This window comes from Kurthia gibsonii, from assembly GCF_006539985.1.
In the GTDB taxonomy this organism is placed as follows: domain Bacteria; phylum Bacillota; class Bacilli; order Bacillales_A; family Planococcaceae; genus Kurthia; species Kurthia gibsonii.
Genome location: NZ_BJOB01000054.1, coordinates 1 through 13,557, shown reverse-complemented (window position 1 = coordinate 13,557; position 13,557 = coordinate 1). Strand labels below are relative to the sequence as shown.

General features: G+C 37.2%; 16 protein-coding genes and 1 other annotated feature. Of the genes, 2 read left to right on the top strand and 14 right to left on the bottom strand.

Translation table 11 applies throughout. From position 1 onward, the window contains the following. Positions 1-100: 100 nt before the first annotated feature. From KGI01_RS12120 to KGI01_RS12085, 8 genes are all read right to left on the bottom strand, one after another. Positions 101-613 (bottom strand): CcdC family protein, encoded by a 513-nt coding sequence (locus KGI01_RS12120; RefSeq protein ID WP_068453664.1) that lies wholly within the window; start codon positions 611-613, stop codon positions 101-103. A gap of 23 nt (positions 614-636) precedes the next feature. Then, on the bottom strand, positions 637-999 hold the full coding sequence (locus tag KGI01_RS12115) for a response regulator (protein WP_141274894.1): 363 nt from the start codon (positions 997-999) through the stop codon (positions 637-639). Between the two features lie 56 nt (positions 1,000-1,055). Next, the gene (locus KGI01_RS12110; RefSeq protein ID WP_141274893.1) at positions 1,056-1,766 is read right to left on the bottom strand and encodes a cytochrome c biogenesis CcdA family protein; all 711 of its coding nucleotides are present in this window, start codon (positions 1,764-1,766) and stop codon (positions 1,056-1,058) included. A 113-nt stretch (positions 1,767-1,879) separates the two neighbouring features. After that, on the bottom strand, positions 1,880-2,560 hold the full coding sequence (locus tag KGI01_RS12105) for a nuclease-related domain-containing protein (protein WP_141274892.1): 681 nt from the start codon (positions 2,558-2,560) through the stop codon (positions 1,880-1,882). A 69-nt stretch (positions 2,561-2,629) separates the two neighbouring features. Beyond that, the gene (locus KGI01_RS12100) at positions 2,630-3,271 is read right to left on the bottom strand and encodes an HAD hydrolase-like protein (RefSeq protein ID WP_141274891.1); all 642 of its coding nucleotides are present in this window, start codon (positions 3,269-3,271) and stop codon (positions 2,630-2,632) included. A 256-nt stretch (positions 3,272-3,527) separates the two neighbouring features. Continuing rightward, positions 3,528-4,901: an argininosuccinate lyase gene (gene argH, locus KGI01_RS12095; protein WP_141274890.1), complete on the bottom strand. Its 1,374-nt coding sequence runs from the start codon at positions 4,899-4,901 to the stop codon at positions 3,528-3,530. Beyond that, the gene (locus KGI01_RS12090; protein ID WP_373863142.1) at positions 4,901-6,103 is read right to left on the bottom strand and encodes an argininosuccinate synthase; all 1,203 of its coding nucleotides are present in this window, start codon (positions 6,101-6,103) and stop codon (positions 4,901-4,903) included. The genes argH and KGI01_RS12090 overlap by 1 nt, the downstream gene beginning before the upstream one ends. Before the next feature lie 223 nt (positions 6,104-6,326). Next, on the bottom strand, positions 6,327-7,208 hold the full coding sequence (locus tag KGI01_RS12085) for a LysR family transcriptional regulator (RefSeq protein ID WP_068453673.1): 882 nt from the start codon (positions 7,206-7,208) through the stop codon (positions 6,327-6,329). Between the two features lie 108 nt (positions 7,209-7,316). On the opposite strand from KGI01_RS12085, the gene KGI01_RS12080 reads away from it, so the two are divergent. Continuing rightward, positions 7,317-8,333 carry a DUF2332 domain-containing protein gene (locus tag KGI01_RS12080; RefSeq protein WP_141274889.1) on the top strand — a complete coding sequence of 339 codons (1,017 nt, stop codon included), beginning with the start codon at positions 7,317-7,319 and terminating at the stop codon, positions 8,331-8,333. A gap of 77 nt (positions 8,334-8,410) precedes the next feature. On the opposite strand, the gene KGI01_RS12075 is transcribed toward KGI01_RS12080, so the two are convergent. The 5 genes from KGI01_RS12075 to KGI01_RS12055 are packed head-to-tail and all read right to left on the bottom strand — an operon-like array spanning position 8,411 to position 11,566. Beyond that, complete coding sequence (locus KGI01_RS12075) at positions 8,411-9,130, bottom strand: Fic/DOC family protein (protein WP_141274888.1); 720 nt, start codon at positions 9,128-9,130, stop codon at positions 8,411-8,413. Further along, positions 9,130-9,315 (bottom strand): antitoxin VbhA family protein, encoded by a 186-nt coding sequence (locus tag KGI01_RS12070; RefSeq protein ID WP_141274887.1) that lies wholly within the window; start codon positions 9,313-9,315, stop codon positions 9,130-9,132. The genes KGI01_RS12075 and KGI01_RS12070 overlap by 1 nt, the downstream gene beginning before the upstream one ends. Positions 9,316-9,375: 60 nt before the next feature. Then, positions 9,376-9,843, bottom strand: coding sequence for a hypothetical protein (locus KGI01_RS12065; protein WP_141274886.1), 468 nt, complete (start codon positions 9,841-9,843; stop codon positions 9,376-9,378). A gap of 54 nt (positions 9,844-9,897) precedes the next feature. After that, positions 9,898-10,632, bottom strand: a complete 735-nt coding sequence (locus KGI01_RS12060) for an SDR family NAD(P)-dependent oxidoreductase (protein ID WP_141274885.1) — start codon at positions 10,630-10,632, stop codon at positions 9,898-9,900. After that, positions 10,619-11,566: an MBL fold metallo-hydrolase gene (locus tag KGI01_RS12055; protein ID WP_141274884.1), complete on the bottom strand. Its 948-nt coding sequence runs from the start codon at positions 11,564-11,566 to the stop codon at positions 10,619-10,621. Before KGI01_RS12055 ends, KGI01_RS12060 begins: the two co-directional genes overlap by 14 nt. Before the next feature lie 125 nt (positions 11,567-11,691). Then, positions 11,692-11,905, top strand: a binding site (T-box leader). A 57-nt stretch (positions 11,906-11,962) separates the two neighbouring features. Between KGI01_RS12055 and proC the strand changes: the two genes are divergently transcribed. Beyond that, positions 11,963-12,769, top strand: coding sequence for a pyrroline-5-carboxylate reductase (gene proC, locus KGI01_RS12050; RefSeq protein WP_141274883.1), 807 nt, complete (start codon positions 11,963-11,965; stop codon positions 12,767-12,769). Between the two features lie 488 nt (positions 12,770-13,257). On the opposite strand, the gene KGI01_RS12045 is transcribed toward proC, so the two are convergent. Next, the coding region (locus tag KGI01_RS12045; RefSeq protein ID WP_170214791.1) for a FadR/GntR family transcriptional regulator at positions 13,258-13,557 on the bottom strand (300 nt) is incomplete at its 5' end.

Here is a 13,557-nt window from a genome sequence, read left to right as displayed (position 1 = left end):
ATGCATTTGTCCCTTTCAAACCGATAGATTCCCTTTAATAAAAAAAAGCGAGCTACATTTCCTATAGGAAACATAACTCGCTCGAAAAAACTCGATTATTTTATTGTTCTACTTTTTCAAATGTATGTAGCGGTATTTTCTTTTCTAAACGCTTGTATTGCCATAGCATCGCTAAGCGCCATGGTAAAATCATTGAAAAGGCTAGAATCCAGAACAGACCACCTAATTCACCTAAGTGGAATTCGCCACCTAAATAGATTTTCGCAATTGTACGGAAAGCAAGTAATCCCATTAATACAAAGAAAAATGCTTTTGACGGTTTTAAAAAGATTTGCTCATCTAAAATATGAAAACGAGACGTCTTAATTAATAGAATGGAACAAAGCATACCGACTATAACAGATGTGATAGTATGATCCCATGAAACACGGAAATACGGGAAGATAAACATCAAAGCTCCTGTTGCCATACCAAGCGGCGGAATAATTATTTTTTTGACTGTTGCAGGTTTTTTGGCTGATTTTACTCGAATGAGCATCATCATCGTTCCCATGAATACGACTAAAACTGTTGAACCAATTAGTACATATTGAGAAGGAATCGAATTAAACATATGACCCTCTCCTTATCTTTACACTAAATTACAATCATTTGACGAATAATACGTTTAAATTGTTCATGATCAAATGGCTTCGTCAAAAAATCTTTTGCGCCATTTTCAAGTGCTTTAATGACGACTTTTTGTTGCCCTAGAGCTGTTACGACAATAATTTTAGCACTTGGAAATTCATTTACGATTTCTTTTGTAGCATCCAATCCTGATAATACGGGCATCGTTACGTCCATCGTAACAAGATCTGGCTGTAATGTACGATACAGTTCAATTGCTTGTTGACCATTCTCAGCCTCTCCGACAACTTGTAAACCACATTCAACCGCTAGTGATTTAACAGTTTCACGCATAAAAACGTTATCGTCTACTACTAATAAAGTTGTCAATCTGTCCACCCCTTTTATCGTTTTATAATATACTACTTTTCACTATTTTTAGCTAGTTAAAAACCAATAAAATCGCCAAAAATCGGTGACAATAAGCGATTAAAAATCGTCATCGCATTAAAGAAAATAATGATTCCAAGTACAATCATTATGTACCCACCAACTTTGACTAATTTTTGACCATTTCGCTGCATCCAACCTAGTCTTGTGACAAAGAATGATAAGAAGAAAAATGGTAGTGCGAAACCAATTACATATGCCAACATATACCAAATGGCTGCATCTGGATTCGATACGCCAAGCGCAAAGATTCCTGCTAAAATCGGTCCTGTACATGGTGTCCAACCCGCTGCGAACACAAGTCCAATAAGCGCTGAACCAATATAACCTGCTGGTCGACTCTTTAATTCAAACTTTCGTTCCTTCATTAAAAATTGTGGTGTGAAAATGCCTGCTGTGACTAAACCAACAATGACAAGTAAAATACCACCGAATTGACGAATAATTTCGTCATACTCTCTAAATAAAGAGGAAACAAATGTTGTACTAAAACCTAACGCAATAAAAATCAATGAAAAACCAAATAAAAAGAATAATGTATGTAAAATGGCTTTTTTTTGCATTAAGCCTTTTCCTTTTTTAATATCACCAAACGATACCCCTGTTATGTACGAAAGAAACGCAGGATACAATGGTAATGTGCAAGGTGAAATGAAACTTAAAAACCCTGCTCCAAACGCAATGAGCAAATTCAAATCTGTATTCATATTCCTCTCCCTTCAATTATAAAACAAATTCTCCAAAAATTATTGTATTTTCTTGATACTTTACAATTAAAAACTGCATATACCTCAATAATAAAGAGTTATACACAGTTTGGCTAGGAAATCGCTTTATTCCCATAGGTTCTTTTTATATTTTTCACATGTTCTAGCTTAGTTTCCTCTGTTGTCAGTTGCCATGGATCAAGTTGAGTTTGAAGTGCATGTACTGAAATCTGACTCGGAAGTACTAGTAAAATATCATATAAAAATACCAATTGTGTGACTTTACAAATATACACATCACTCGCTGGCATCGGATCAACATGCACAGCCGCATCACGTCCAAAGACAATGACAGAATAAATGGGTTTAACCGAACCGATTAATGCAGTTAACGCTCGAATATGCGTCGCGTTTTGACGTACAGGACTATAAAAGCGCTGATCGAACGTTTCACTAAAAGATTTTGTCCAATGGGAATCGTGAATTGTTCCATATATGTCCCCTGTATAATTTTTTGATTCAAATACAAAAATACCTTTTTCATGAACCATTAATACGTCAATTTCTGTCCATTTATTTTGTGGAAGTGGGATGTAAAAGTTTTTGTATAAAACAAATTGTCCAGGTAACTGTGAAAGAAAGTCGACGATTTCATTCTCTAGTTCTTCGCCTCTTTGCTCCGCTGTTACAACCTCTGCTTCATCTTCTTGAAAGATGGAGTCTAAAGGCTTTTGTCGATGGTACAGTATGATAAGACTACTAAAAGTGCAGAAGGTAAGTAAGATGATAAACATAGCTGTGTCCTCCTATATAAATTCATCATACCCCGAACATACGTACAGAATCAATCTTTTGAAATAATATTACTTTAATAAAAACGATAACGCTTTAAAGTCTGTTACAACTTCGTCTGCCATATGTAATTCCTGCTGCTGTGCAAAGTCAAATGCTACACCAATTGCTTTAAAGTGATTTTTGTGTGCCGCTTCAAAATCTGAAAGTCGATCCCCAATAACAGCTCCCTCTTCCAATTGCTGTTCTCGAATAATACGCGCTACTAAATCTGCTTTATTCCCTGATGACTCGACATCAATACTGTATACGGCTTGAAAATATCTTTGTAACTGATACGTATCAACAATAGCTTGTAAATAAGCTGTTTGACCGTTACTTGCAATAAATAGCGGATCTACTTTTGATAATTTACTCAACACATCTTCTACACCGTCATATAAAGCTCCTTGTCGATTCTGAATACAACGAATTAATACATGCTGAAAAAAATCATTACTCACTTGATGTTGTAATTCCGTATGTAATGGACAGAGCGTTCGCCACACTTCTGGTAAAGGCACACCCATTATCGCTTCATAAAGTTCTAATGGCGTCTCTCCTTCCCATAACCCTTTGTCACGCAACATTTGAAAAGTTTCTTCTAGTGCGGGTGCTAAAATTAAGTTCGTTTGAAACACTGTACCATCCATATCGAAAATATACCCTCTCATGTAACCACTCCTTTTCATTACACATATTTTACCATAATCAAAAAACAACTCCCCTCTGGAAGTTGCCTTTTCTGGAACATATGTATGTCCCGTTTGGAATTCATTCCCCTCTGTGAATTACCTTCCAATCTATTTCAAAACATTGTACACGTTGTAGCTAGCAAAAGTTTCTCCCTCTGGCATCCCTTTTGGTGAAATGGTGCGACATTTCCCATGAATCGCGTTCCCCTCTGTGAACAGACGCTCCATGTCTTACTTATAACAATGTTTTGGCATGTTGAATTTGTTTTGTTACTTGTTCAAAGCCTGTGCCGCCTAATGAATGACGACGTTTTACTGCGGCAACAGGTGCTAATACATCATAGACATCTGCTTCAAGCAATGTACTTTCTTTTTGCATCTCCTCTAATGGAAGATCCAGTAGATAAATGCCTTTTTGAATACATGTAAACACTAACTTTCCTGTTACTTCATGTGCTTCACGGAATGGCATCCCTTTCGTTGCTAGATAATCTGCTAATTCTGTCGCATTTGAGAAGTCATTATGAACTGCTTTATGTAGCACTTCTTCATTGACAACCATCGTACGAACCATACCTTCAAAGATTTTTAATGAGCCAACGACTGTATGAAGTGTATCAAACATACCTTCTTTGTCTTCTTGCATATCTTTGTTATATGCAAGTGGAATACCTTTTAATACGGTTAATAACCCCATTAGGTTACCGTATGTACGTCCTGCTTTACCACGAATCAATTCTGCCATATCTGGATTCTTCTTTTGTGGCATAATACTTGAACCAGTTGAGAACGCATCGTCTAATTCGATGAATTTAAACTCATCTGTCGACCAGATGATGATTTCTTCTGCAAAACGTGATAAATGCGCCATTAGCAGTGAACTATTTGATAAGAATTCTACGATGAAATCACGATCACTTACTGCATCAATTGAATTTTGATATACAGCTGAGAAACCCATTAATTCGGCACTTAATTCACGATCAATCGGGAAAGTTGTACCTGCTAATGCACCCGCACCAAGTGGCGATACGTCAATACGTTTCATTGATTCTGTAAAACGTTGTTGATCGCGCTCTAGCATCCAGAAATACGTCATCAAGTGATGTGCGAATGAGATCGGTTGTGCACGTTGTAAATGCGTGTAACCTGGCGCAATTGTATCAATATGCGCTTCTGCTTGTTCTATAATCGCTTGTTGCAACTTCTTAATCAGTGCAATCACTTCTGTGACACGCTTCTTTAAGAATAGATGCATATCTGTTGCAACTTGGTCATTTCGACTACGACCTGTATGGAGTTTACCTCCAACAGGACCGATTAAGTCGATGAGCATTTTTTCAAGATTTAAATGAATATCTTCGTGTTCCACTTTGAATTCAAGCTCTTGATTTTCTGCTTTTTCTTGTAATGTGTGTAGACCTTTTAAGATGGCATCTACTTCATCTGCTTGTAAAATACCGCATTTACCAAGCATCGTTACGTGAGCGATACTGCCTTCAAGATCCTCTGTAACTAGTTGTTGGTCGAAACCAATCGATGCACCAAATTCGTCTACCCATGCTTCAGCCGATTTTTGAAAACGACCGCCCCATGCTTTGCTACTCATTATGCTTTACCTACTTTTTTACCGTTAACGATTGCATTAACTTTTGTTGGAAGGCCCCATAATTCGATGAAACCAACTGCTGAATTGTGGTTGAACTCATCGTCTTTTGTATAAGTTGCAAGTTTTTCATCATATAGTGAGTTCGGTGATTTACGTCCTTCAACTACTGCATGACCTTTGAATAAACGCACACGAACTGTACCGTTTACATATTGTTGTGTATCTTTAATGAACGCTTGGATTGAGTTACGTAATGGTGAGAACCATAAACCATTATAAATTAGCTCTGTTAATTGTTTTTCAACAACTGGTTTGAAATGCGCTAATTCTTTTACAAGTGTTAAATCTTCTAATTCTTTGTGTGCAACAAGTAGTGTGTGCGCACCAGGAATTTCGTAAACTTCACGTGATTTAATCCCTACAAGACGGTTTTCAATGTGGTCGATACGTCCAACACCATGTTTACCAGCTAATTCATTTAATTTTAAAATCATATCTGATAATTTATATGATACGCCATCTAATTTTGTTGGTACACCTTGTTCAAACTCGATTTCGATTACGTCTGCTACGTCTGGTGCATCTTCAATTTCAACTGTTAAATCATATGCATCTTTTGGTGGTTTTGCCCATGGATCTTCTAAAATACCACATTCATTTGCGCGACCCCATAAATTTTGGTCGATTGAGAATGGTGAGTCTAAGTTGATTGGAATTGGAATATTGCGGTCTTTTGCATATTCGATTTCCTCTTCACGACTCCAGCCCCACTCACGAACAGGTGCTAATACTTCTAAATCTGGGTTTAAAGCGTTGAATGCAACTTCAAAACGAACTTGGTCATTCCCTTTACCAGTACAACCATGTGCCACTGCTGTTGCGCCTGTTTGTTCTGCGATTTCAACTAATTTTTTCGCGATTAACGGACGCGATAATGCTGATACTAATGGATATTTTTGCTCATACCATGTATGTGCTTGTAAAGACATTAATGCGAAATCTTCTGCAAATTCGTCTTTTGCATCGATTACGTATGATTCAACTGCACCAACTTTTAATGCTTTTTCTTGAATATGTTTTAAATCTTTTCCTTCACCTACGTCTAAGCAACAAGCAACTACTTCATAACCTTGTTCTTGTAACCATGTAATTGCAACAGATGTATCTAAACCGCCTGAATAAGCGAGTACGACTTTTTTCATTTTTATTTCCTCCGATTCGTGTTGTGTATGTTTATACGTTTTTATTTTATATTTATGCACTTATCATAGCATGGTATTTTTATGAACGCAAGTGTATTTTCATGTATTTTGTATTTGTTTTAAAAAAAGGTTTAAAAGCCTTTTAAACATTGACTTTTAAACCTTATTTACCTCTATTCTTTTTATGCATATTTTGTGTTTATTCATGCATATTTGCATTTTTCTATGCAAAATGACGTGATTCAATCACTTCTATTAAACTTTTTTCAAGCGAGCGTAATTCTTTATATAGAAAGTATAGCGATACATTCGGTAGTGGAAAGCTTTGAAAATCGTAAATATTCAACCTTCCCTCCATCATATCTTTTCGTAAGATGAGTTTTGGTAAAAAAGAAATCCCTAACCCATCGCGAATAAACTTCTTCACCGCATATGAATGCGATAACTGAATTTGTTTACACGATGGATAATGGCGCGCCACTTCTTTTTGAATGTAAGCAAAGTTCGTTGGATCATGCCCTGTGAAAAGAGGATATTGTTGAAACAATTCATGTTCTTCAATAAATACGCCCGTCTCATCGTCATATTGATCGAGTGGATAAGCGAGTTGTAATGGGCTCTCCACAAATAGATGACTACGCACACGTTTTGATCCAGGCTGTACTAAACCAATCGCCAGTTGAATATCTCCTGCTTCTATTAACTGTTCCATCTTCTCCGACTCTTCAATCGTAATCGAAATTTCATACTCAGGATGTGTACTAATAAATTCATATAAAATATTTGGCAAAATCGTTTCCACCATCATCGGTGTAATGGCAATCTGACACTTCTCAATAACACCCTTTTGTTGCAGAGCAAATGTTTGCAAACTCTCATCCCACTGCTGCTTCATCTTTTTCGCTTGCACTAAAAATAATTTCCCCGACTCTGTTAATGTTACGCGATTATTTTCGCGCTTGAATAATGTCGTATTCAAAGCATCTTCTAACTGTTTAATATGCACCGTAATACTCGGTTGCGATAAGTTTAATTGTTCCGATGCCATTCGGAAATTTTTATACTTAGCTGCAACTAGAAATGTTTCAATCCAACGATACTCCATCTCGCCACCTCTTTACTATTTTTAATTAAAACATTTAAATATATTTAATTTTATTAATCATTCTTTTATTTTACTATAAAAGTAGTAAAAATAATCGGAGGGAAGCTTATGACAAGAAATTTGAAAGGGATTTTTGAACAATTTGCCCAGCAAGAGTGTCACAATTCAAGTCCATTATATGAACAATTGTCTTATGCGATTGCACAAGATGAAGCGATTTTGCGCATTGCTGCCCAAATTCCAAAAGAACAACCCATTCCGAATTTGCTCTTTGCCTCTGTTCAATATTTATTGATGACACAAGAACATCCACTGCGTGCATTCTATCCACGTTTTACGGATTTTGTACAATCACCGATGGAAGCGTTCCCACATTTTAAAGATTTTGTCTTAACACATACACAAGAACTTGCTTATCTTTTTGCAACAAAGCGAGTTCAAACAAATGAAGTAAGACGTTGTGCTTACTTGTATCCAATGCTTTGTGATATTTTCGAACAACATAAAAAGCCGCTCGCACTCATTGAAGTTGGCACAAGCGCTGGTTTACAGCTCGGTATCGACCATTATCAATTCCGTTATGGCGATACAACAGTTGGCGATCAAACGAGTTCACTGACATTACAAAGTGATAATCGCGGAGAATCTTTACCAAAAAGTATTGCCAAACCTTTTGAAGTGGCGACACGAATTGGTATCGACTTACGTACGATGAATGTAAATGAGGAAGAAGATTTAGATTGGTTGAAAGCACTCATTTGGCCTGAACATACTGATCGTCTACAACTACTCAATCAAGCTGTACATATTACACGTGAATTACCGATTCAATTAGTGGATGGCGATGCAACGAAGAAATTACAACGCATTGCAACGCAAGTACCTGAAGAAGAAATGCTTGTCATATTCCACACATATGTCGCAAATCAATTCTCTCCTGAAGCGAAGATAAATTTGATGCAGTCACTTATTGCGATTAGTAAAACACGCCCTGTTTATCATATTTACAATAATTTATATGATGAACAATTACACCAAGATTTCTTACACGAACATCAAATCGAAGAAATTCGTCGTATCGACCAAGCGGAGAGTCACGCGCGCTGGTTCAAGTGGAAGAATTAAATATACTTAGTTAAAACATAGAAACCCCCGTATGATTTTGATATCATACGGGGGTTGTTTATGTTGGTTGGGTTCTGCTAACATTCATCCGGTTTTGTATAAAATGACTTTTCTTCATAACTTGTAACCTTATATTGACCAACTGTGTTATATTTTGAAGGTTTCATTTCCTTTTGCTTTATTGAGCCTTTGAAGTTATTAGTTAATGCATCTGTAATAATTCTTTGTAAATAAATAGCTTCTGGTTTTTCTTCAACTGCAGCCATAACGAGCGCATTTCGTAAATATCCTGCATTTTGTGACAGTAGTTCTGCGTTAAAATCTAGATTGTTTTTATCTGCAAATAGCTTCATAAAAATTGAAATTGTCCGTGTGTTACCTTCACGGAATGGATGAACACGCCATAAATCTGTCATGAACTTTGTGAATTGTAACGGAAGCTGTTGGTTTTTAGAAGTCCAATCTATTTGCATAACCCATTCAAAAATACAATCTAATGTGTCTTTAATATAATTTTTATCACAATACATCACAGATAAACCATTTAATACCCGTTCATTTTTATAAATATTAATCGTTCGAAATTCCCCAGCCCATGTATAGAGATTTTCAAATAAAAACCGATGAATGATTTGTAGAGACGTAGAATCTGTAAAATCTAAATCATCGATAATGGAGTATATATCGACGACACTAGCGATTATTAACTGTGCCTCTACATCAATTAACTTTTGTTCGTCCATAATATTTAGTTTATTGATTAAAACATTTGAATTCTGATATACATAGGGATCCATTAGTTTGTAACCTTTGCGTATTTCTTTAAAATAGCCTGTTTTAATTGACTAGATGAAACTTCACCATTCTCATACTGATTAAGTAGATGTTGTGTAAATTTAGTCGGTTTGCCACCATCTATTGCAGCCATACCCACTGCAAATTGAACTTGTTTTTGTCGTTCTAGGTGTGAATTATTTTTCATATAGTACACCTCTTTATCATTAAGTAGTATATACAGTATATCATATACTCTATACTTCAATCATTCCACACGTACATGAAACGCATACCAAGCGTCGCCGTCTGATGTGTTTTTTTCTTTTTGATTCGTCCAATCTGCTTGAAGAATATAGAAGTACGTACCTTTTTCTTTTGGAGCAGTAAAGCGTGAATCTTTAAAGTTTGAAACGGGTATTGGTTGATCTTTTTTCACTTGCTCAAGTGCTACTTCATCTGGCTGGCGTTTTAAGTCGATTTGAATCGCTAGTTCGGCTTCTGGTTGCACAACAATCGGCTGTTTTCCGTTCAATAGTTCTTCAGGACCTACTTTATCTGCACATTCGCCACTACCTGTTGCACCGCCTTGCCAGCAATATGAACCAAGTTCTGTTTCATAGTTTTCTCCGTCTACTTCTACTGTCACTTTCGGTGGATTACTGCCGAGCTCTGTATTGTTCGAACAAGCAACAAGTAATAAAATCAGCAAACATAACATCCCATACTTTTTCATCTATACACCTCTTTTGTTTAATATTACCAAAAAGAGTATAAAAAGCAATGTAGCTTATTTTTTATTAAAAAAAGGTTTGCCAATCGTTTCGACAATAGACGGTGCAAGTGCATAGAGTTTACTCGAGATCCCCATATACCACGGGATATTACATTCTCTTTTTTTCGTACCAATCGTTTGAATCGTCTTTTTTGCGACTTCTTCAGCTGATAATAGCACGCTCCCCATCTTTTGTCGGTATGTATTCGTCGCATCTGCATGGTCTAAAAACGGACTATCAATCGGACCTGGGTGAATAACCGTAATCACTTTATTCGGTTGTTCCAGTCGTAGTGCATTCGTGTAACCAATGAGTGCAAATTTTGTCGCTGCATAGACAGAAGCTTTCGGTGTTGCAACCTTCCCTGCTTGCGAACCGATAAAGATGAACTGCTCTTTTACAATCGGTAGAAGTTCCTTCGTTAACTTCATCGGTGCTGTGACATTGAGTGCAATCATCGCATCTATGTCTTCATCTTTAATCTCGTGTGCATATGAGAATGTACCAACACCTGCATTTAAAATCGCTACATCTACTTCTGGTACATTTTGAATGAGGTGCTTACGTTGGTGGTCATCTGTTAAATCTGCCGGAATAATATGCGCTCCTTGTTGTTGCCATTCATTTAAAATCGCTTCATTTCGCCCTGTCAGCCATAATTCATGCGATGTATGAATTAATTGTTTTACGATTTCATAACCTACACCAGACGTTGCACCTGTAATAAAAATTCGTTTAGGCGCGGACATAATGTAATACTCCTCGTTCATCGCTCGTTTCAACAATATGACCGAGTGATTGTAAATAATCCACCTGTCCAACTGTATGCGACAATGTTAGGCCGAGTTCTGTTTCATATTTTGTTGGGAAAATTTTCGCAGACAATTCATAAACTGTAATCGGACCTAATTCCTCAATGATTTGTAATACTTTTAGCGCGCGTCGATGTTGACGTTCCAATCGTTCTTCAATCAGTGCATGTGCATCTAAAATCGGCGCACCATGCCCACTGTGTACAATTTCTACAGGTAAATCTAATACTTTTTTCAGTGATGCATTATATTGAAGAAGCGATTTCGCACGTGGATTATTCGGCATTAATGGTGGTTCAATGAGTGGATTCGATACCGTATGCGAAATCAACAAGTCGCCACCTAACAATTGTTTTGTATCTTCATGCCAATAAGCTAGATGTGACTGCGCATGTCCTAATGTTTCAATCGCATACAACCCTTTATGACCAGGTACTTCGTCGCCTTCTTTTAAAATGCGTGTTAGCGGTCTTGTCCCCATCATATGCGGTCGTCTCGTCATACGCTTTGGCCACTCAAAAAATTTTTCAGGCACACCTTCAATTTGTAGTTGATGCATATAAAAATCATAGTGCGAATCGATAAAGACAGGATCACGACGCAACCAGGCATCATTATAAATATGCCCCATAATTTCAGCATTTGGAAAAGCATCCGTCCATCCGATATGGTCAGGATGATGATGCGTTAAAATTACTTGTTCAATATCTTCTAAACGATAGCCCTCTTGCTTTAACCCTGCTCGAATCGCCTCAAGTGCTTCGTCTGTTTTTGTACCTACGTCTACAATGGATAATGCATCACCCTTTAATAAATGGCAATTCACACTTCCAACGGCGAAGGGTGTTGGTGTTTCAATTCTTTTTATCATGTGACAATCCCCTCTCACTTCATACTGAATGGTTATTCATATGATTATACTGAAATCTTGAATGGTTGTCATCTACCAATGACAGTTGACAACCTGTTGTAAAGAAACTATAATCACTTTTATATACTAATGCATTGATGAAGAATAGTATAGCAGTCATCCCTTGCGAAAAGAGAGTGTGATCACCGGCTGAGAGTCACATGGCAAAATGAGCTAGAACCTACTTCTAAGCAGTTCTGAAAACAGAACCGTATACTCTGCGATAAAGAGTCTGAGCGTACTCTATTTTTAGAGTAAAACAAGGTGGTACCGCGGAATCCAAGCATTTTCGTCCTTTTTTCATAGAAGGATGGAGAATGCTTTTTTATTTTTATTATTTTAGAGGAGGCGACATGTATGCAAACAATTGTATTCGCAGGTGCAGGTTCAATGGCAGAAGCAATTATTCAAGGATGGGTTAAAGAGGAGGTTGTAGTCCCGCCAGCCATTCATGTAATGAACAAGTCGAATGAAGAAAAACTCGCGAAGCTCGCGAACAGCTATGGTGTACAAGTTGTTTCAGACCGTCGCGCGATTTTAACCAAAGCAGATTGTGTTATTTTAGCAATGAAACCAAAAGATGTGATGGCAGGGATGAACGATTTAGCCCCGTATTTACGAGAAGATACAGCCGTATTATCCGTTGTCGCAGGTACGAGTATTGAGACGATTCAAAGTGTTTTAGGTAACCGCCCTGTTGTACGCGTCATGCCAAATACATCGGCAACAATCGGTATGAGTGCGAGCGGTATGGCTTTTAGCGAAGAAGTATCGGATGAGTTGAAAGCTACGTTTAAAACGATGTTAGAAGCGATTGGACTCGTAATTGAGGTGAAAGAGGAAGAACTTCATGCGATTACAGCACTATCAGGTAGCGGCCCTGCTTATTTATATTACTTAGTCGAGGCATTTGAACAAGCAGGAATGAAATACGGTCTAGAGCAAGGCACAATTCGATCACTCGCTGTTCAAACGATTGCAGGTGCTGCTGAAATGCTGAAACAATCAAACGAAGAACCTACGGAACTACGTCGTAAAGTGACAAGCCCAGGCGGCACAACAGCAGCTGGTATTCAAGCACTTGAAAACCACCACTTCAAACAAGCCATTGAAGCTTGTATTGATGAAGCTACAAAACGCTCGATTGAATTAGCAGCGGAATAAGAAAAGGACTTTAGCAGATTAATTTGTGCTAAAGTCCTCTTTATTAGGCTCTACAATAAATAACGTTGGTAAAGAGCTAGAAATCCTCGTATTTTTAAACATCGTACATTTTATTTATAAATACTATAACAAGTAACTTCTATACTTTTTAATCTAGTTCAGCAAGCTTTTTGAAAGTGTTTTATCTCCTATACCTTTACCCTCTGTTAAGAAAATAACTTTAAACAATCCAACCTTTCTATCTAGCGAAAACATTCTATAGCAAAAAGAAACGATAATAACAACTTAAGTTCACATAGCTACTTTTTACATTAGATGGACGTGTGGATATGACTTCTGCGGGAACAGCACGAGCTTCATCTCATATTGGCGATTCATCGCCAATATGAGATGAAGCCGTGCCCGCGAAAAGCATCGCCCAAAACGAACATCCTAATACAACTTAAAAAGCCTCAGCATATAAAATACTGAAGCTTTCTTATTTTTATTTATCCTTCTTTTTGCTCTGCCACATAGCTATTCAATACGTCTTCCACAAACTGAAGATGTGTTGTCATCGCTTCGTTTGCTTGGTCAATATTTTGTGATTCAATCGCATTAAAGATATGTAAATGTTGCGCATTCAATGTTTCAAATGTCGCTTGCTCATCATATAAACAGATGAGACGTGTATCATGAATGACTTCGCTCATCACATCATTCACTGTTTTAAAAAGAGATTGTAACATCTCATTATGTGTTGCTTTCGCAATTGTATAGTGGAACGCTAAATCAGCTTGTTCGGCAAT